General features: G+C 63.5%; 17 protein-coding genes. 10 read left to right on the top strand and 7 right to left on the bottom strand.

Annotated elements, in window-relative coordinates; genetic code table 11:
- Positions 1-150 precede the first annotated feature (150 nt).
- From AC1DYJ_RS09915 to AC1DYJ_RS09905, 3 genes are all read left to right on the top strand, one after another.
- Positions 151-3,843 (top strand): hydantoinase B/oxoprolinase family protein, encoded by a 3,693-nt coding sequence (locus AC1DYJ_RS09915; RefSeq protein WP_477280455.1) that lies wholly within the window; start codon positions 151-153, stop codon positions 3,841-3,843.
- 143 nt (positions 3,844-3,986) lie between these two features.
- Entirely contained in the window at positions 3,987-5,234 is a 1,248-nt protein-coding gene (locus tag AC1DYJ_RS09910) for a BtaA family protein (RefSeq protein WP_477280454.1), read from the top strand.
- Positions 5,231-5,953, top strand: a complete 723-nt coding sequence (locus AC1DYJ_RS09905) for a class I SAM-dependent methyltransferase (RefSeq protein WP_477280453.1) — start codon at positions 5,231-5,233, stop codon at positions 5,951-5,953. The genes AC1DYJ_RS09910 and AC1DYJ_RS09905 overlap by 4 nt, the downstream gene beginning before the upstream one ends.
- 57 nt (positions 5,954-6,010) lie before the next feature.
- Here the strand turns inward: AC1DYJ_RS09905 and AC1DYJ_RS09900 are convergent, their stop codons facing one another.
- Positions 6,011-7,390 (bottom strand): serine hydrolase domain-containing protein, encoded by a 1,380-nt coding sequence (locus tag AC1DYJ_RS09900; RefSeq protein WP_477280452.1) that lies wholly within the window; start codon positions 7,388-7,390, stop codon positions 6,011-6,013.
- A gap of 281 nt (positions 7,391-7,671) precedes the next feature.
- Here AC1DYJ_RS09900 and AC1DYJ_RS09895 point away from each other — a divergent pair, with 281 nt between their 5' ends.
- A complete protein-coding gene (locus AC1DYJ_RS09895; RefSeq protein WP_477280451.1) occupies positions 7,672-8,469 on the top strand; it encodes a glycoside hydrolase family 25 protein in 798 nt (265 codons plus the stop codon).
- A gap of 91 nt (positions 8,470-8,560) precedes the next feature.
- On the top strand, positions 8,561-9,790 hold the full coding sequence (locus AC1DYJ_RS09890) for a lytic murein transglycosylase (RefSeq protein WP_477280450.1): 1,230 nt from the start codon (positions 8,561-8,563) through the stop codon (positions 9,788-9,790).
- 159 nt (positions 9,791-9,949) lie between these two features.
- On the opposite strand, the gene AC1DYJ_RS09885 is transcribed toward AC1DYJ_RS09890, so the two are convergent.
- On the bottom strand, positions 9,950-11,170 hold the full coding sequence (locus tag AC1DYJ_RS09885) for an alanine racemase (protein WP_477280449.1): 1,221 nt from the start codon (positions 11,168-11,170) through the stop codon (positions 9,950-9,952).
- Positions 11,171-11,382: 212 nt separating this feature from the next.
- Between AC1DYJ_RS09885 and AC1DYJ_RS09880 the strand changes: the two genes are divergently transcribed.
- Positions 11,383-12,300 carry a DMT family transporter gene (locus AC1DYJ_RS09880; RefSeq protein WP_477280448.1) on the top strand — a complete coding sequence of 306 codons (918 nt, stop codon included), beginning with the start codon at positions 11,383-11,385 and terminating at the stop codon, positions 12,298-12,300.
- A 494-nt stretch (positions 12,301-12,794) separates the two neighbouring features.
- Here AC1DYJ_RS09880 and metF read toward each other — a convergent pair whose 3' ends face one another.
- Together metF and AC1DYJ_RS09870 are read right to left on the bottom strand one after the other, a co-directional pair.
- On the bottom strand, positions 12,795-13,712 hold the full coding sequence (gene metF / locus AC1DYJ_RS09875; protein WP_477280447.1) for a methylenetetrahydrofolate reductase [NAD(P)H]: 918 nt from the start codon (positions 13,710-13,712) through the stop codon (positions 12,795-12,797).
- Positions 13,712-14,719 carry an ArsR/SmtB family transcription factor gene (locus AC1DYJ_RS09870; RefSeq protein WP_477280446.1) on the bottom strand — a complete coding sequence of 336 codons (1,008 nt, stop codon included), beginning with the start codon at positions 14,717-14,719 and terminating at the stop codon, positions 13,712-13,714. Before AC1DYJ_RS09870 ends, metF begins: the two co-directional genes overlap by 1 nt.
- A 167-nt stretch (positions 14,720-14,886) precedes the next feature.
- Between AC1DYJ_RS09870 and tsaA the strand changes: the two genes are divergently transcribed.
- Together tsaA and AC1DYJ_RS09860 are read left to right on the top strand one after the other, a co-directional pair.
- Positions 14,887-15,393, top strand: a complete 507-nt coding sequence (gene tsaA / locus AC1DYJ_RS09865) for a tRNA (N6-threonylcarbamoyladenosine(37)-N6)-methyltransferase TrmO (protein WP_477280445.1) — start codon at positions 14,887-14,889, stop codon at positions 15,391-15,393.
- Entirely contained in the window at positions 15,390-15,704 is a 315-nt protein-coding gene (locus AC1DYJ_RS09860; protein WP_477280444.1) for a DUF2293 domain-containing protein, read from the top strand. Before tsaA ends, AC1DYJ_RS09860 begins: the two co-directional genes overlap by 4 nt.
- 6 nt (positions 15,705-15,710) lie before the next feature.
- Here the strand turns inward: AC1DYJ_RS09860 and AC1DYJ_RS09855 are convergent, their stop codons facing one another.
- Positions 15,711-16,217 (bottom strand): hypothetical protein, encoded by a 507-nt coding sequence (locus tag AC1DYJ_RS09855; protein ID WP_477280443.1) that lies wholly within the window; start codon positions 16,215-16,217, stop codon positions 15,711-15,713.
- Between the two features lie 153 nt (positions 16,218-16,370).
- Between AC1DYJ_RS09855 and AC1DYJ_RS09850 the strand changes: the two genes are divergently transcribed.
- The gene (locus AC1DYJ_RS09850; protein ID WP_477280442.1) at positions 16,371-17,333 is read left to right on the top strand and encodes an aminotransferase class IV; all 963 of its coding nucleotides are present in this window, start codon (positions 16,371-16,373) and stop codon (positions 17,331-17,333) included.
- Between the two features lie 151 nt (positions 17,334-17,484).
- Positions 17,485-18,327, top strand: a complete 843-nt coding sequence (locus AC1DYJ_RS09845; RefSeq protein ID WP_477280441.1) for an SDR family oxidoreductase — start codon at positions 17,485-17,487, stop codon at positions 18,325-18,327.
- 61 nt (positions 18,328-18,388) lie between these two features.
- Here AC1DYJ_RS09845 and AC1DYJ_RS09840 read toward each other — a convergent pair whose 3' ends face one another.
- Together AC1DYJ_RS09840 and AC1DYJ_RS09835 are read right to left on the bottom strand one after the other, a co-directional pair.
- Positions 18,389-19,027 carry an MOSC domain-containing protein gene (locus AC1DYJ_RS09840; RefSeq protein ID WP_477280440.1) on the bottom strand — a complete coding sequence of 213 codons (639 nt, stop codon included), beginning with the start codon at positions 19,025-19,027 and terminating at the stop codon, positions 18,389-18,391.
- Positions 19,024-19,653, bottom strand: coding sequence for a TetR/AcrR family transcriptional regulator (locus AC1DYJ_RS09835; protein WP_477280439.1), 630 nt, complete (start codon positions 19,651-19,653; stop codon positions 19,024-19,026). The genes AC1DYJ_RS09840 and AC1DYJ_RS09835 overlap by 4 nt, the downstream gene beginning before the upstream one ends.
- Between the last annotated feature and the right edge of the window lie 95 nt (positions 19,654-19,748).

Raw genomic sequence — 19,748 nt, 5'->3', positions numbered from 1 at the left:
ACGTTCCGGTGAACGGTCGAAGGGGAAATGCATCAGACGGCCATGAGTTTCGTAACGTTGCGTTTCGGCATGTAACATCCCTATAGCCGATTGCAGGCCGCGCGACGGCGAACTAACAGTCTGAAACCAAATGCAATGCCGGAGCTCTGCGTGGACAAGAATTGGGATTTTTGGATCGACCGCGGCGGCACTTTTACCGACGTGATCGGGCGCGACCCGGATGGCGGGTTGCATCCCAAAAAACTCCTGTCGGAAAATCCCGAAGCCTACCCTGATGCGGCCATAGCCGGGATCCGTGAGTTGCTCGGCCTGAAATCCGGCGCTGCCGTTCCGCCCGGCCTGATCGGCGACATCAAGATGGGCACCACCGTTGCCACCAACGCGCTTTTGGAGCGCAAGGGCGACCGCGTGCTTTTGCTCATCACCAAGGGTTTTCGCGATGCCCTGAAGATCGCCTATCAGGCGCGGCCGGATATCTTCGCCAAGGAGATCATCCTTCCCGAGCAGCTCTATGAGCGCGTCATCGAGATCAACGAACGCGTGCGCGCCGATGGCTCCGTCGAGCGCCTGCTCGACATTGCCGCCTGCCGTCCCGCCATCGAACAGGCAAAGGCCGACGGCATCGATGCGGTGGCGATCGTCTTCATGCATGCCTGGAAATACCCCGACCACGAGAGGGCGGTGGCGAAAGTCTGCCGCAAGATTGGATTCTCGCAGATTTCGGTCAGCCATGAGGTCTCGCCGCTGATCAAGCTGGTCGGCCGTGGCGATACCACGGTGGTCGACGCCTATCTGTCGCCGATCCTGTCGCGCTATGTGCAACGGGTGGCGGGAGAACTGAGCGCTGTGTCGCCAGCGCCTCACTCTGTCACGCCCCCCTCTGCCCTGCCGGGCATCTCCCCCACAAGGGGGGAGATCAGCCAGTCCCCCCACCTGATGTTCATGATGTCGTCGGGCGGGCTCACCGCAGCCGACATGTTCCAGGGCAAGGACGCGCTTTTGTCCGGCCCGGCCGGCGGCGTTGTCGGCATGGTCGAGACGGCAAAGCTCGCCGGCTTCGAGAAAGTCATCGGCTTTGACATGGGCGGCACCTCGACCGACGTCGCCCATTATGACGGCGAGTATGAGCGCGCCTTCGACACCGAGGTTGCCGGCGTGCGCATCCGTGCGCCGATGATGCGCATCCACACGGTCGCCGCCGGCGGCGGCTCGATCCTGCATTACGAAGCCGGCCGCTTCCGCGCCGGGCCGGATTCCGCCGGCGCCAATCCCGGACCAGCCGCCTACCGGCGCGGCGGTCCGCTCGCGGTCACCGACGCCAATGTGATGCTGGGCAAGCTGCAGCCCGATTTCTTCCCGGCGATTTTCGGACCCGGCCAGGACCAGCCGCTGGACGTCGCCGCCGTGCGCGAAAAATTCAAAGCCCTTGCCGCCGAGATCGGCGACGGTCGCACGCCGGAGGCAGTCGCCGAAGGCTTTGTCACCATCGCGGTGGAAAACATGGCCAACGCCATCAAGAAGATCTCCGTCCAGCGCGGCTATGACGTCACCGAATATCTGCTGAACTGCTTTGGTGGCGCCGGCGGCCAGCATGCCTGCCTGGTTGCCGACGCGCTCGGCATGGAAGCGGTGCTGATCCACCCCTTCTCCGGACTGCTGTCGGCCTACGGCATCGGCCTGTCGTCGGTTTTCGCGTCGCGCCAGCAGGCGCTGCTCAAGCCGCTTGCAGAGGAGTCGCGAACCGAGATCGACAGCCTCATTGCCAGTTTGAAAAAGGCCGTCGTCGCCGAACTCGCCGCGCAAGGCATCGCCGAGGACAAGGTTGCCGCAAAGCCGGTTTTGCACATCCGCTATGATGGCACCGACACCACACTGCCGGTGAATTTCGAGCAGGACTCGATCTTCCAGGCCAGGCGCGACTTCGAAATCGCCCACAAGGCGCAGTTCGGTTTCGTCTATGACGACAAGCCGATGATCGTCGAGACCGTCGGCGTCGAAGGCAGCGAAGTCACCGAAACCACGACCGAAGCCTATGCGCCCGCCGGACCGGCGAGGGTTGAAGCCGGTGCTTCCGGAACGCGGCGCATCTACACCGAAGGCCAGTGGCGCGAAGCCGGCATCCATCGCCGCGAGAACCTGCGCCCGTCCAACCTGGTCGCGGGCCCCGCTCTCATCATCGAGCCGAACCAGACCATCGTTGTCGAACCGGGCTGGCAAGCCGAAATCACCAATCTCAATCACGTCGTCATCCGCCGCACCGAAAGGAAAGTGCGCACGGCCGCCCTCGGTACCGAAGCCGATCCGGTGATGCTGGAGGTCTTCAACAACCTCTTCATGTCGATCGCCGAGCAGATGGGGGTGACGCTGCAGAACACCGCCTATTCCGTCAACATCAAGGAAAGGCTGGACTTTTCCTGCGCCGTCTTCGACCGCCACGGCGCGCTGGTCGCCAACGCACCGCACATGCCGGTGCATCTCGGCTCCATGGACCGCTCGGTCGAAACCATCATCCGGCTGAACTCCGGCGACATGCACCCCGGCGACGTCTTTGCGCTGAACGCCCCCTACAATGGCGGTACGCATCTGCCTGATATCACCGTGGTGACGCCGGTGTTCGATGACGCCAAGAAAGAGATCCTGTTCTGGGCGGCCTCGCGCGGCCATCATGCCGACATTGGCGGCACGGCACCCGGCTCGATGACACCGCTGGCCACAACGGTCGACGAGGAAGGTGTTTTGTTCGATAATTTCCGCGTCGTCGATCGCGGAAAATTCCGCGAGGCGGAGCTGCAGACGCTGCTCACCGACCACCCCTACCCCGCCCGCAACCCGCACCAGAACATCGCCGACCTAAAGGCGCAGATCGCCGCCAATGAAAAGGGCGTGGCGGAACTGCGCAAAATGGTCTCCCATTTCGGCCTCGATGTCGTCGAGGCCTATATGGGCCATGTCCAGGACAATGCCGCCGAAAGCGTGCGCCGCGTGCTGGAAAGGCTGCCCGACAGCTCGCAGTATGAATACCCGACCGACACCGGCCAGGTCATCAAGGTGAAGATCACGGTCGACCGGCAAAAGCGCGAAGCAACCGTCGACTTCACCGGCACCTCGCCTGTCATGAAGAACAATTTCAACGCGCCCGAGCCCGTTGCCCGCGCCGCGGTGCTCTACGCTTTCCGGGTCATGGTCGAGGACATGATCCCGATGAATGCCGGGTGTCTGCGGCCGATCAACATCATCATCCCCGACGGCTCGATGCTGAAGCCGGCCTACCCCGCAGCCGTCGTCGCCGGCAATGTCGAAACCTCGCAGCACGTCACCAACGCGCTGTTCGGTGCCATGGGCGCCATGGCCAATGCGCAAGGCACGATGAACAACCTGACCTTCGGCAACAAGCAGTACCAATACTACGAGACTATCTGCTCAGGCTCGCCGGCCGGGCAGATGAACTCCGGCCGCGGCTTTGCAGGCACCTCCGGCGTCCACACCCACATGACGAATTCGCGCCTCACCGATCCGGAGGTGCTGGAACTGCGCTTTCCCGTGCTGCTCGAGGATTTTCACATCCGCGAGGGATCGGGTGGCAAAGGCAAATGGAGCGCCGGCGACGGCACCAAGCGGACGATCCGTTTCCTCGAAAAGATGGAATGCGCCATCCTGTCCTCGCACCGCAACCGCCCGCCGCAAGGTCTGGATGGTGGCGGCGATGGCGAGGTTGGCTCGACCAAGGTGCGGCGCCAGGACGGCAGCATCGAGACGTTGATGGCCTGCGACCAGACCGTGCTCGACGCCGGTGACGCCGTCATCCTGACGACGCCGACGCCGGGAGGGTTTGGCCAAGCTTGATGCACACCGCTCAAAAATTGTTCATCCGTTTTGGGAAAGCGACTTGCAGCAAAACAACAAGCTGAAGCGTCAACAGCCTGTCACTGGCCTGTCATGACGCTGCGCTACCCGCTTGCGCCAAAGCAAACGGGGAATCATTAGCCATGACGGACGTTTCGGCAGATCTGGTCTTTCGCCGTGGCAAGGAAGTTGGAAAGGCTGTCTACCAGAACCGCCCGCTGTCAAAGGCCGGCCTTTCCGAGCGGCTGTTTGCGCTGCTGTTTTCCGGCCTTGTCTACCCGCAGATCTGGGAAGACCCCGAAGTCGACATGGAGGCCATGCAGCTTGGCCAGGGCCACCGCGTCGTCACCATCGCGTCCGGCGGCTGCAATATCCTCGCCTACCTCACCCGGTCGCCTGAACGCGTCGATGCGGTCGATCTCAACGCCGCCCATATCGCCTTGAACCGGATGAAGCTGGAAGCGGTGCGGCATCTGCCTTCGCAGGGCGACCTGTTCCGTTTCTTCGGCGCCGCCGACACCAGCCACAATTCGGAAGCCTATGACCGCTTCATCGCGCCGCATCTCGATCCGGTCAGCCGGCACTATTGGGAGCGTCGCAATTGGCGGGGCCGCCGGCGCATCACCGTCTTCGACCGCAATTTCTACCAGACCGGCCTGCTCGGCCTGTTCATCGCCATGGGCCATCGCACCGGCAAATTCTTCGGCGTCGATCCCGCCGGCATCATGGCGTCGAAGAGCATCGCCGACCAGCGCCGCTTCTTCAACGAGGAGCTGGCGCCGGTCTTCGACAAGAAGCTGTTGCGCTGGGCGACGTCGCGCAAGGCTTCGCTGTTCGGCCTCGGCATTCCGCCGGCGCAGTACGATTCGCTGATCACCTCGGGCGACGGCTCGATGGCCAGCGTGCTGAAGGCCAGGCTGGAAAAGCTCGCTTGCGATTTCCCGTTGAAGAACAATTACTTCGCCTGGCAGGCTTTTGCCCGCCGCTATCCCAATCCGGGCGAAGCCGCCCTGCCCGCCTATCTCGAAGAGGCCAACTACAAGGCGATCCGCAACAATGTCGATCGGGTCGGCATCCATCACGCCAATCTGATCGAATTCCTGGCCGGCAAGGACGCCGGGACCGTCGACCGCTTCATCCTGCTCGACGCGCAGGACTGGATGACCGACGACCAGCTCAATGCGCTGTGGTCGGAGATCACCCGCACCGCCTCGGTCGGCGCCCGCGTCATCTTCCGCACCGCCGCCGAACCCAGCCTGCTGCCAGGCCGCGTCTCGACGTCGCTGCTCGACCAGTGGAACTATGAGGACGAGGCCTCGCGCGACTATTCGGCCCGCGACCGCTCTGCGATCTATGGCGGCTTCCACCTCTATGTGAAGCGCGCGGCATGAGCACGAGCGAGCTGCCGGCCGACCATGCCGAGCTAATGGACGGCGTCTATCGCTGGCAGCGCCACATCTACGACCTGACCCGAAAATACTACCTGCTCGGCCGCGACCAGATGATATCGGGGCTGGACGTGCCGGCGAAAGGAACAGTGCTCGAGCTCGGCTGCGGCACCGGTCGCAACATTGCGCTTGCCGCTCGCCGCTACCCCGACGCCCGTTTCTACGGCCTCGATATCTCCGCCGAGATGCTGGAGACCGCCAGCAAGGCGATTGGCCGCGAGGGCCTGTCCGGCCGCGCCGTGCTGGCGCGCGGCGACGCCACCGATTTCGATGCCAAAACGCTGTTCGGCGTCGAACGCTTCGACCGCATCTTCGTGTCCTATTCCCTGTCGATGATCCCTGGTTGGGAAAAGACGGTTTCGGCAGCCCTTGCGGCACTTGCGCCCGGCGGCTCGCTCCACGTCGTCGATTTCGGCCAGCAGGAAGGTTTGCCGAGCTGGTTCCGCACCGTGCTGCGCGGCTGGCTCAAGAAATTCCATGTCGCGCCGCGTGAATCATTGCGCGAAGTCCTGGAATCAGAATCTCGGCGAACCGGCGCAAGCTTCCGTTTCCGCACGCTTTATCGGGGTTATGCATGGCTGGCGGTGATCGCGCAGCCCAACCTCACCTCCCCCTCGATGGGGGAGGTCGCGCCGAAGGCGCGGGTGGGGGTGAAGCGCTAGGCACCCCACCCCGGCGCTGCGCGCCGACCCTCCCCATCAAGGGGAGGGTAAAGGGAGCTAATGCAGCGCCTTCACCAGCGCGCCAAGCATCACTTGCGGCCGGTAGCCGAGCTTGGCCGGAGTCAGTCCGAGCCGCACCACCACCAGCTGCTCCGACGGGATGATGGCGACCGTCTGGCCGTCATGGCCCTCCATCCAGTAGGTGTCCTTGGGCAGGCCGGCGGCGACGCCGGCGCCGGGATTTTCTTCGTCGCCCGGTGCCTCGATCCATAGTTGGCCCTTACCGTAGACTTTCGAGGCGGGCGCCGGCTCGCGCATCCAGTCGACGAAACCGGGGGGCAGGATCTGGTTGCCGTTCCACACGCCGCCCTGCAGCAGGAACTGGCCGAAACGCGCCCAGTCATGGCCGGTGGCGTAGAGATAGGATGAGCCGACGAAAGTGCCCTGCTCATCGGTTTCGAGCACCGCGCTTTGCATGCCAAGCGGCGCGAACAGCGCGGTCCGCGGCCAAACCAGCGCCTTCGCCTTGTCGCCGATCGCATCCTGCCACAGCCGCGACAGCATCACCGCCGTACCGCTCGAATAGGAAAACACCTTGCCGACCTCGCCGGTCAGCGGCTTGGCTTCGGCGAAGCCCGCCATGTCAGGCTCGAGATAGAGCATGCGCGTTACATCGGCGACGTCGCCGTAATCCTCGTTGAATTCCAGCCCGCTCGACATCGCCATCATGTCGGCAAGACTGATGGCGGCGCGGCCGTCCGCCTTCCAGGGGCCGAACAGGCCCTGGTTGGTCACCGCCATCTTGCCGTCCTTGACCAGCGTGCCGACGAGCGCGGCATTGACCGTCTTGGTCATCGACCAGCCAAGCAGCGGCGTCTTCGCCGAAAAGCCGTCGCCATAACGCTCGGCGACGATGCGGCCATTCTTCACCACCACCACCGCCCGCATGCCGGTTCCGGTCATCCCCGCATCGTCGAGGATCTTGCCGATCTCGGGATTCTGCGAGGCATCGACCCGATCTCCCTCAGGCCACAGATCGCCCTTGGCGGCCACCGACGCTTCGGCAGGGATTGTCGTGCGCCGTACCTTGCCGACATCGCCATCGGGAACCGAGGCGCAACCCAGGCCGTCGCGCGCGACGGCAACGCTCTTGCCGAGGAAGCCAAGCAGCCCGGCCGAGACTGTCCCCCTGTTCTTGTCCACCGACACTTTCATCAGCCTGAGTAGCGGATGGCCGGGCGCCTGCACATCGACAGCCAGCACCTCGTTGGGGTCACGTCCGGCGATAAAAACATTCGAGCAGACGATCTTGGCCGAATAGCCCGAACCGACGCGGATCAGTTCCGGCGGCGCGATGTAAAGCCAGGCAAACAGCGCGGCAACCGCCAGCACGACCAGACCGAGCAGCCATTTGACGATTTTGACGACGATCCGCATGTTAATCCCTGCTTTCAGCTGCCCGGTCGCTTCCGGCTCGATTTATGTCATCGATTTGCCGCCATTGCTTCCGCAAAATCGGAGTTCCTGTCGAGCGCCGTCAACCAGATATCAACCATGATCGGCGATCACAGGGTGCACGCCGCCCGCAATCACCGAGTGGTTTTGGGACAAAGGCAGGCATAAAGATGGAGAATCAGGCGATGCTGTGGGGCGATCGCCTGGGGGCACCCTTAACGACAACCCAACAGCGACCGGCTGATTCCGGCTCGGGAAATGCGATGCGCCGTTTCGCGGCCCTCATCTCGTTGACGCTTCTGGCCGCCTGTTCGACCGCTGGCGATCTCGTGCCGTCGATGTCGCCTTCGAGCAGCCCGACGGTTGCTGTGCGCGCGCCGCGCTTCGAAGACTCCAAGCCGCATGAATGGGACAGCGGCGCGCCCTGGAATTACGCCGTTCACGGCACCGATGTCTCAAAGTACCAGACCTCGGTCGACTGGCCGACAGCCAAGGCCAGCGGCATCTCCTTCGCCTTCATCAAGGCGACCGAGGGCGGCGATCGTTTCGACGACTATTTCAACGAGCATTGGGCCCGCACCAAAGCCAATGGCATTCCGCGCGCGGCCTACCATTTCTTCTATTTCTGCACGCCGGCCGCCACCCAGGCGCGCTGGTTCATCGAGAACGTGCCTGTCGACCGTTCGGCACTGCCGCCGGTGCTCGACATGGAGTGGAACCCGCAATCGCCGACCTGCCGGCTGCGCCCGGATTCCGCGACGGTGCGGGCCGAGATGACCACCTTTCTTGAGATCATCGAGCGACATTACGGCAAGAAACCGATCATCTACACCTCGATCGACTTCTTCGACGACAATGATCTGTCGACCTTCCGCGGCTATCCCTACTGGCTGCGCTCGGTCGCCGGTCATCCCCGCCAGAAGTACGGCAGCCACCCCTTCACCTTCTGGCAATACACCGGAACCGGCATCGTTCCGGGCATAAGCGGCAAGTCCGACATCAACGTCTTCAACGGCTCCGAGGCCGCGTGGAAAAAGTGGCTGCGGCAGAACACCCGTTGACACCGGGTTCAACGGCAGCACCACTTTCAAAAAAGGGGCTGCGGCAGAAGAACCGTTGACACCGGCGCTGCCGCCTGCTTTTCGACGGTTCATGCGAACCGATTTGCAACCACAGGAATATCAGAGCCGGAAACAGTCGAAGAGCCGACTGCGCTCCGGGCTGCTCGCGGCCCTGCTGCTCAGCGCCGCGGCCATGCCGGCGGCAGCGCAGGAATGCGGCGGCGACTTCGAAGCCTGGAAACAAGGCGTCGCGGCGGAAGCCAAGGCTGCTGGCGTCGGCGCTGCCGGCCTCGACGCGCTGGAAGCCGCCACCATCGACGACAAGGTGCTGGCGCGTGACCGCGCCCAGGGCGTCTTCGCCCAGACCTTCATCCAGTTCTCCAACCGCATGATCTCGGCCTACCGGCTGAAACAGGGCGCGGCCAATCTGAAGAAATACGCCGACGTTTTCGCCCGCGCCGACCAGCAGTTCGGCGTCCAGGCGCCGATCATCACCGCCTTCTGGGGGTTGGAGACCGATTTCGGCGCCGTGCAGGGCGATTTCCACACGCTGAGCGCCTTGGTGACGCTGTCGCACGACTGCCGCCGCCCGCAGCTGTTTCGGCCGCAACTGGTGCCACTTTTGACGCTGATCGATCGCGGCGTCGTGCCGGCCGACGTCACCGGCGCCTGGGCCGGCGAGATCGGCCAGACGCAGATCCTGCCTTCCGACTATCTGGCGCGCGGCGTCGACGGCGACGGCGATGGCATCGTCGACCTCCGGCGCAGCGTCCCCGACGTGATCATGACCACGGCCAGCAAGGTCATGTCGCGCGGCTGGAAACGCGACCAGCCCTGGATCGAGGAAGTGCGCGTGCCCGAGGACATGCCGTGGGAGCAGACCGGCCGCACCAACAAGCTGCCGCTGTCGCAATGGGCCGCCTGGGGCGTCACCAACCCCGACGGCACGCCGCTGATCGACAACGGCCTGAAGGCCGGCCTGGCGCTGCCGATGGGCCGCAAGGGCCCGGCCTTCCTCGCCTATGACAATTTCGACGTCTATCTCGAATGGAACCAGTCCTTCACCTACGCGCTCACGGCGGCAAACCTCGCGGCACGGCTGGCAGGGGCAAAGCAGTTCGACCCGCGCAATCCCGAAACCGGTCTCAATGGCGACCAGATGAAGGAATTGCAGACCAAGCTCGAAGCCAGGGGCTATGACGTCGGCACCGTCGACGGCATTCTGGGCACCAACACCCGCGAAGCCATCCGCAAGGAACAGATGCGGCTCGGGCTGCCGGTCGATGGCTGGCCGACGCCGGAGCTTTTGGCGAAGCTGTAGCCCCCTTGCCTTCTCCCCTTGTGGGAGAAGGTGGATCGGCGCGCAGCGCCGAGACGGATGAGGGGTGTTCCAGGGAAAGCCGACGTCTCACTCCGCTGGAACACCCCTCATCCGTCGCCTTCGGCGACACCTTCTCCCACAAGGGGAGAAGGAAGAAACTCAATCCGCCATCGTCTCCAAACTCGCAAAACCCTGCGGTGCGTCGCCTTCGTCGAAGGGTGTCGTCACCTCGACGAAAGGGTCGGGATAAAAGCCGTTGAAGCGGGTCCTCAGCGACAGCGAATAGGCGCCGATATGGCCGATTTCGATCCAGTCGCCGGTGTCGACGGTTTCCGGCAGCCAGAACGGCCTTGACAGGATGTCGACGGAATCGCAGGTCGCGCCGCAGACCTTGAACGGCACGATGTTCTTCTCCTCGCCATTGCGCGAGCGGATCGCCGGATCGGGAATGAAGCGCGCCGGCAGCGTGATCTTGCCGGTCCAAGAATCCGACAGCGACGCCCAGATGCCGTCATTGATGTAGAGCCGCTTGCCCTTGCGCAACAGCACCCGCACGATCAGCGACAGGCAGCGCGCCACGATCACCCGGCCAGGCTCGGCCACCAGCGGCATCTGGTCGAACTGATATTCCCTGAGGTCGCCCGACAGCCGCGACATGATCTGGCCGAGTGACGGCATCTCGATCTGCTTGCGGTTGGGATCATGGCCATATTCGGCAGGAAAACCGCCGCCGACATCGAGACCGGCAACGTCGAAGGTCAGCCGGTTGCGCACCCAGTCGGCCGAGGCCAATGCCCGTTCATAGGTGTCGGGATCCTCGATCTGGCTGCCGACATGGAAGCAAAGGCCGACCTTGTAGCCGGTGCGGTTGAGCCGCTCTGCAAGTTCCACGGCATAGGCCGGCCCGGCGCCGAACTTCTTCGACAGTTCGTAGGCCGCCGAGCCCTTGGTCTGGACGCGCACGAAGACGCTGATGGCGCCCGGATCGATGTCGAGCGCCCGCACCACGCGAGTCAGCTTGGTGATCTCGTCCTCATGGTCGAGCGAAATGACGCGGATGGCGTATTTCTCCAGCGCCAGTTTGATGTCCGACTGCGCCTTGACCGGATGCATGTAAAGCATCTCGGCATCGGGCGACACCGCGCGCACGGCGGCGAATTCGCCCGGCGAGGCCACGTCGAAGGCGGTGACGCCGGCTTCGACCAGCGCCTTCAGCACGATCTGCTCGCCATTGGTCTTGACCGCATAGGCGGTCTTGCCGGGAAACATGCCCATGAATTGTTTGGCATCCGCCTTCAGCACCTGCGGGCGAAAGCAGTAGACCGGGTCGTCCGGACGAAGCGCCAGCGCCGCCTCGCGGGCATTCTCGAATCGCTGCATGGACGAATCCCCTAACTTCTCGGCTGCGCACAATTAATCCATGCTAGCGGCTAAAGAAAACAATTCTGTGTCTCGTGGCGCCGACGCTGCGGCACTACTCCAGATGTCAGCCTTTGCCATCAATCGGGTTTCGGGTGGCCCTTGTCGCCAAACCCGATATGCCCTTTGCCTGACCGACTGGCATTCAGGCCGTCTTGGGGAGGACGAATCACATGGCGATAGCCGCGACATCCGTGCCACGCGGACCGATGACCCTTAGGGATTGGGGCCAGCTTCTGCTGCTTGGCGCCATCTGGGGCGGATCGTTCTTCTTTGCCCGCATCGCCGTTGCCGAAATGCACCCGCTGGTGCTGGTGCTGTTTCGCGTCGCCATCGCGGCAATCGCGCTGCAACTCTATCTCGCCATTCGCGGTCCCTCTTTCCGCCTCGCCTTTCCGCATGCCGGCCTGTTCTTCCTCCTGGCGCTCGCCAACAATGTCGTGCCGTTCTCGCTGATCTTTGCCGGCCAGACCGCGCTTGGCGCCGGCGTCGCCTCTGTGCTCAATGCGACGACGCCGTTCTGGACGCTGATCCTGGCCAACGCGCTGACATCAGACGAAAAACTGTCGTGGAACAAGCTTGCCGGCATCGGGCTCGGCATTGCCGGCACCGCCGTCATGATCGGCCCAGGCCTGCTGGCCGGGCTCGGCGGTCCGGTCTGGGCGAAGTTCGCGCTGATCGGCGCCTCGCTCTCCTATGCCGTCGCGCTGATGATCGCCCGCCGCTTCAAGGGCGTGCCCTCGCCGGTCATCGCCACCGGACAATTGACGGCGTCGACCATCATCATGATCCCGGTGGTGCTGTTCACCTACGGCCCGGCCGGCCTGTTCTCGGCCTCGCCGCCGGTCTGGGCGGCGGTGTTGGCGCTGGCGCTGCTGTCCACCGCCTTCGCCTACATCCTCTATTTCAATCTCGTCGCCTCTGCCGGCGCCACCAACGCCTCGCTGGTCACCCTCATCGTCCCCGCCAGCGCCATCTTGCTTGGCCTGCTGTTCCTGGGCGAGCGGCTCGCTCTGTTTGAGTTCTGCGGCATGGCGCTGATTGCCTTCGGCCTGGTGACGATCGACGGGCGGCTGTTCGGTCGACGCTAATGAATGTCGCTCAAAAGTGGCCGCGGTTTTTGAGCGAACGACATGCACAAAAACAAGACCTAAAGCGCGGCGCGTGAATCCGCTCAAACGCGATGCGCTTTAGGGATGGTAGCGCTGCCATGCCACGCTTCCGCCACAGACCCGTCACAATTTATTCACAGCCCGGCAGCGGGCATTTGCCGAAGAGTTTCAATGCCTAACGCCAGGCGGCAGGTCGCAAATTTCACAATCGCGTCGCATTGCAGCATATTTTCCGCTTGCCTGTGGCACAAATGACCCTAGACTCCGTACATAGCTCTTTCATAGAGGAGGCTATGACATGGGACTCACGAGGCCAATCAACGCATTGATGATCTGTGCTGCATTCGCATTCATTGGCGCCCTTATCATAGGCGTTCTTCCGTAACCGCCAGAGCGGAAGAAGACAGCACCAAAATAGTCTAAGCTATTCGAAAGGCCGGGTTTTTCGCCCGGCCTTTTGCATTTCCAACCACTCAAGCCGCCGCTGATCCTGCCGCCTCCGCCTCGTGCGAGCGGATGCCGATCATGTGGCAGATGGCGAACACCAGGTCGGCCCGGTTCATGGTGTAGAAGTGGAAATCGCTGACGCCGCGCTCGACGAGGTCGAGCACCTGCTCGGCCGCCACTGCGGAAGCCACCAAAGCATGGGTCTGCGGGTCGTTGTGCAGTCCTTCGAAACGCTCGGCCAGCCATGCCGGCACCAGCGCACCGCAGCGTGCCGAGAAATTGGCGACCTGGGTGAAATTGTGCACCGGCAGGATGCCGGGCACGATCGGGATGTAGATGCCAGCCCGGCGCGCCTTCTCGACGTAGCGCTCATAGAGATCGTTGTCGAAAAAGAACTGGGTGATCGCCCGCGTCGCGCCATTGTCGGCCTTGCGCTTCAGCATGTCGAAATCGGTGGCGAAGTCTGGGCTTTCCGGGTGCTTTTCCGGATAGGCCGAGACCGAAATGTCGAAATCGCCGGCGCCCTTCAGCGCCCCGACCAGTTCTGCGCCATTGGCATAGCCGTCGGGATGCGGCCGGTAGGCGGTGCCGACACCCGCCGCCGGATCGCCGCGTAGCGCCACGAAGCGCTTCACACCCATCTCGGCGAATTCGCGGACCACGGCGTCGACCTCATGGCGCGCGGCGTCGACGCAGGTCATGTGCGCCGCCGGCGTCAGCGTCGTCTCGTTGAGGATGCGCTTGACGGTGCGGGCCGTGCGCTCGCGTGTCGAGCCGCCGGCGCCATAGGTCACCGAAACGAATTTCGGCTTCAGCGGCTCCAGCCTGGTGACGGTGTCCCAGAGCCTTGCCTCCATCTCATCGGTCTTCGGCGGGAAGAACTCGAAGGAGACGCGGACCTTGTCGCCAATGTCGGGACGGCGGGAAAAACGGAACTGGTTCATCAGGCGGTTTCCCTTGCCGGAAAAGTATCGTTGGAAGGTTCGGCGATCAGCAGACGGCGGTCGCGGCCGAGCCACAGCTTGACGGTAAGCCTGGCCTCGTTGCCACCGCGCGGCTCGAATTCCTGGGCATCCTCGAGGTCGAGCCCGGCCTCGGCAAACCATTCTGATATCTGCCGGTCGGAAAAGCCCAGCCGGACATGCGCATGCTGGTCGCGCAGGAACTCCAGCGCATGCGGCGCGAAGTCGACGATTACCAGCCGGCCGGCCGGGCGCAGCAGCCTGGCCGCCTCGCGGATGGCACGCGCCGGATCGTCGAGATAGTGCAGCACCTGATGGATGGTGACGAGATCGAAGGCGTCGCGCTCGACCGGCGGCGCAAAGATGTCGCCCTGGCGGACCTGCGCATTGGCAATGCCGGCCTTGTCGAGATTGGCGCGCGCCACCGTCAGCATTTCACGCGACATGTCGATGCCGACGCCGCGCCGGTAGAGCGGCGAGAAGATTTCGAGCAGCCGCCCGGTGCCGGTGCCGAGATCGAGCATCGACTGGAACGGCCGCTTGCCGACCAGTTTGAGGAGTGCTGCTTCCACCGCGCGGTCGGGCACGTGCAGCGAGCGGATGTGATCCCAGCTGGCGGCGTTTTCGGAGAAATATTCGGCCGCACGATCCTGCCGCTTGCGCTTGACGGCAGCCAGCCGTTCGAGGTCGCGCTCAACCTGCGGATCGGCACCGCGAATGCCTGACACCAGACCCATGACGAAGTCGCGCGCGGAATCCGTATCCGACAGCCGGAAGAATGCCCAGGAGCCCTCCTGGTAGCGGCCGATCAGCCCCGCTTCCATCAGCAGCTTCAGATGGCGCGACACGCGCGGCTGCGACTGGCTGAGGATCTCGGTGAGATCGGACACGGTGAGGTCGCCGCGCGACAACAGCGCCAAGATGCGCAGGCGGCTCGATTCGGCCGCCGCCTTCAACGTATCCACCATCGTATCGAGCGAGACATGCATGGGCGTATTCTCTTTGAAAAGATATAAACATATGTTTATGTCAGATTTGGCGGCATGACAAGGGCTATGTCGCTTCCTGACAAGAAAATGCCGCACGCGTGATCCCTGCGCCCGGGAAGCGCTTTTCGGTCACGATCGACTGGAAGCATGTGCTAGAGGCGAAAGCCATGTTCGAGACGCGCGACGGCGAAAAGCTCCTGCAGGCCGACCCGGCCGATATGCCGCCGGATGGCCATATCGTGTTCATCGGCCGCATCGCCTCGCCATGGACATCCAGGGAAAGCTGCCCGAAGAACATGCGAGCCGCCCGCGAGACCGGACAGGCGGCAACGGTTCTCATTGACCCCGCCTACCGCGACGGCCTGCTTGCCCTGGAGCGCGCCAGCCACATCGTCATCCTGTCCTGGCTGCATCACGCGCCGCGGACTCTTATTGTGCAAAAGCCGCGCCATGCGACTGAACCGAAAGGCGTTTTCTCGCTGCGCTCGCCTGCCCGTCCGAACCCGATTGGACTGCACGTCGCCGGACTGATCGCCGTCGACATCGACAATGGCCGCATCGATATCGATGCCATCGATGTGCTCGACGGCACGCCCGTCATCGACATCAAACCCTATTTCGCTTCGACCGACGCCTTTGCCGGGGCGACCATTGCCGGGCGCGACGACAAATGAGCGCGCCGACCGGCCGCCGCCGCGCCATCGCCAAGGCGCTGACCGCGCTCCTGCCGCTGGCGCCCTATGCCGATATGGAGAAAATCCGCGCCGAGGCCGGGGCGGTGCATATGAAGACGCTGCCGCCGGGCATTGCGGTGTGGCTGGCGACGATCGCCCATATCAGGCACGGCCATACCGACTATGAAAAGCTGCTGGCCGAGGGCTATGACCGCGACTCGGCGCGCTTCTTCGTCATCGAGCAGACCAATATGGTGCTGACGCGCTGGCGCGCCACCCGCCTGCTCGAGGCCGACGACGACGAGGAATGATTTCGGCTACTTCCGGCTGAGCACGGCAACCGCATTGTAGGGCTGGCCGTCGGCCTGCCCGACCCAGGTCCAGGACAGGTTCCCTTTGAAGAACCGGACGGTGATGCCGCCACCGTCGATGCATTTGTCCTGGCCGTAGGTGATGTTTTCGCGGTATTCCGCCGAGCTGTCGTCCCGGGAGAGCTGGGTCAGAGATCCGCCGCAGCCGAGCGACGGATAGTCGATCGACGCGCTGCCATCGCCAATGGTCATGGCGATCGCCCAGTCAGCGCCGCCAGCCCCGGCCGGGCTTTGATGGCCGCTGCCGGTCCAGACGCCGTTGAGCCCCGTCGCATTGACCACGCAAGGCACGTTCTGGAAGATCGGCGTCAGTTCGCTGCCCGTCTTTTCGCAGCGATAGGTCTGGCCGCTCTGGCACAGCTCCTCGCCCTCGCGCGCGCACTGCGCAAAGGCCTCGCCGGTGACGAAGACGAGGAAAACTGCAAAGATGATGGTCTGAAAAAATCTGCCCACGTTGCCCCCTCCCGGCCGGATATTTTCAAGGCTGACCATAGGGCAAATCGAATGGGCTACCTAGGATAAACAGCGCTGCCTGGGTGGCCCTATGCCGTCGGCTGAAGGCCGCTAGCCTGATCATTCCGCATTGAGCCGAAGGGACCAATCGCCATGAACCGAAGCGCAGCAGCAGGTAGCATTGCGTCCTTGCCGACCCTGTCCGAGCGCCATATCGATCCGCACTCCTATCCCAACGGCATCGCCTTCCTGGACGGCCAGTATCTGCCGATGTCGCAAGCGAAAATCTCGGTGCTGGATTGGGGCTTTCTGCATTCCGACGCCACCTACGACACCGTCCATGTCTGGGACGGCAGCTTCTTTCGGCTCGACCTGCATCTCGACCGTTTCTTCGCCGGCTTGCAGAAACTGCGCATGACGATCCCGTTCGACCGCGATGGTGTCGCCGAAATCCTCCACAATTGCGTGGCGCTCTCCGGCCACCGCGCCGCCTATGTCGAAATGCTGTGCACGCGCGGCGCCTCGCCGACCTTCAGCCGCGATCCGCGCCAGGCGATCAACCGCTTCATGGCATTCGCTGTGCCGTTCGGTTCGGTCGCCAATGCCGAGCAGTTGCGGCGCGGACTGCATGTCGCCATCAGCGACAAGGTGCGCATCCCGCCGGCCTCGATCGACCCGGCGATCAAGAACTATCACTGGCTCGATCTGGTGCGCGGCCTCTACGATGCCTATGACCGCGGCGCCGAGACCGCGCTGATCCTCGACTTCAACGGCAATGTTGCCGAAGGCCCCGGCTTCAACGTGTTCTGCGTCAAGGCGGGCCAACTGTCGACGCCGGCCATCGGCGTGCTGCCCGGCATCACCAGGCGCACCGTCTTCGATCTCTGCGCCGAAGCCGGCCTTGTCGCTGCCGCAGCCGATGTCAGCGTCGCCGCGTTGAAGGGAGCCGACGAAGTCTTCATCACCTCGACCGCCGGCGGCATCATGCCGGTGACGGTGATCGACGGCATGCCTGTCGCCGACGGCAAGGTAGGTGCGATCACCAGTCGGCTGATGGCGCTCTATTGGCAAAAGCATGACGACCCGGCCTGGTCGAGCGCGGTGCGCTATCCCTGATCGGTCGGCGTTCCTGCTCAACACGACGTCGTGACCAAAAAGATTCCCCCTCGCCTCTGGAAACTCGGCGAATGCGCCGTATATGGCAGAAACGGAGAAGCCTCCGTTTCCATCCCCAATTCACGGCCCGCAGGGGCAAGGATCTCAGATCATGACATCAAAGGTTTGGTTCATCACCGGATCGTCGAAGGGTTTTGGCCGCGTCTGGGCCGAGGCGGCACTCGCCCGCGGCGACCGTGTCGCCGCAACCGCCCGGGATGCCGGCACGCTCGCCGATCTCGTTGCGAAGTATGGCGACAACATCGCCGCGATAAAGCTCGACGTCACCGACAAGAAGGCCGTCGATGCCGCTATCGCCGAGGCGCATAAGCGCTTTGGCCGGCTCGACGTCGTCATCAACAACGCCGGCTATGGCCATTTCGGCGCCATCGAAGAAGTCAGCGAGCAGGAAGCCCGCGACCAGATCGAAACCAATGTCTTCGGCGCGCTCTGGGTCACCCAGGCGGCGTTGCCGATCATGCGGGCGCAGCGTTCCGGCCACATCATCCAGATCTCGTCGATCGGCGGCGTCAACGCCTTTGCCTCGCTCGGCCTCTACCACGCCTCGAAATGGGCGCTGGAAGCCTTCAGCCAGTCGCTCAGTCTGGAAGTCGCCGAGTTCGGCATCCATGTCACGCTGGTCGAGCCGGGCGGCTTCTCGACCGACTGGTCCGGCGCCTCGGCCAAAACCTCGAAAGCAATCGAGGCCTATGCGCCCGCCCGCGCCGCCATGGCCGAGCGCCGCAGCCGCGCCGTGGCCGGCGATCCCGACGCCACTGGACCGGCAATGCTCGAACTCGTCGATGCGCCCGAGCCGCCGCTGCGCGTGTTCTTCGGCGACGGCGGCCTGCCAATGATCAAGCAGGAATACGCCAACCGCATCGCGCTTTGGGAAAAGTGGGACCACGTTTCCGTCGAGGCGCAGGGCGCGAAGAAGAACCGCAAGGCGGCCTGAACACGTCTGTTAAATCCGGTTGCGCCGTCCCGGCGGCGCAGCCGGCTCTCCTATCGCCGAGCTACGGTCTATAAATCCACTGCTCGGGCACGCGCACAGAAATCTCTTCACCTGTCGTAATACAACCCGGTTTCTCGACCCAGGCAACCAGGCCGCGCAGCCGCTTCGCCGCCTTCGGGAAGGCCAGTGCGCCGGCTTCGCGATCGGCCATCCCGGCATTCTCGGCGACCGAACGCCCGGCGAGCCGACACGGCCCGTTCTGTGCGTCGACCTTGATCGTCACGCCGCCTTTGAAGAACAGCAGCGTGCCTGACGGCAGCATGGACAGATGCGGCACGCCTTCGATCAGCAGATTGGCGCCGATCCATTCCGGCTTGATTTCGGCCAACCCCATCCGTCCGGCAACAATCGCCAATTCGTCCGCCGCCACGATCGATATCTGCCGCTCGTTGCGCATTTCGGTGCCGCGCGGGTACCAAGGCTCGCGCCCGCCGGAGCGGCGCGTAGCGCCGGCATGGAAATCGCCATCGATGCCGTCGAAGCCGAGCTGCAATTCTTGAACCGCACGCGTCTGGAAGTGATCTAATGCGGCGACATAGAGTGCCGCCACTTTGGCGGACAACTTCCTGGCCGGGATGATTTCGACCGGCTTCTCGGACTCCGGGAAGAGGTCCGGTGTGGCGTTCTGTTTTTGAATCATGCTCTTGGTTTTCGCCCCTCGACCGGCAGAGCCGCAAGAGCCGTTTCAGCCAAAGCGCGCAGCTCTTCCACCGAAGCACCGTCCCGCGCCTGGATCGACATGCCGTTCATGGTCCCTGCCAGGTATTTGGCGAAGCCCTCGACGGAAATACCGTCCGGCAGATCGCCCTTTGCCTTGCCCTGCGCCAGCCGCTCGGCGATCGCCGCCTCACTCGCCTTGCGATAGGTTTTCAGCTCCTCGGCAACGGCTTGCGCCTGCGGCGACGTCGCCAGCGCGCCGCTGACGAACAAGCAGCCGCCGGGTTTGCCGGGCCTGGAATAGGCCTCCGCAGCCCCCAGCAGCAACCGCCGGATCGCCTCCCCCGTCGACACCGGTGCGCTCATTGCTTCCAGCGCAAAGCCGATCTCCGTCTGGTGGTAACGCTCAAGCGCCTTGCGGAACAAAGTCTCTTTGTCGGTGAAGGCGTTGTAGATCTGCGGCGGCGTCAGCCCCATCGCCTCGCGCAACATGGCGAGCGACGTCGCCTCATAGCCATGCTCCCAGAACAGATGCATCGCCGCATCCAATGCCCGGTCGGGGTCGAAGGCACGCGGCCGACCGCCACGTGGCTTTTCCAAATTATCCATAGCGATCGTTACGAAACCTGTTGACTCATCTTCTCCACATAACGTAACAATCGATACGAAAGATGGCAAGCAACAACTGCAAGGCCATGTATTCA

It is taken from the genome of Mesorhizobium sp. P2_B11 (assembly GCF_056404855.1).
This window is presented reverse-complemented; position numbering and strand designations above follow the sequence as displayed.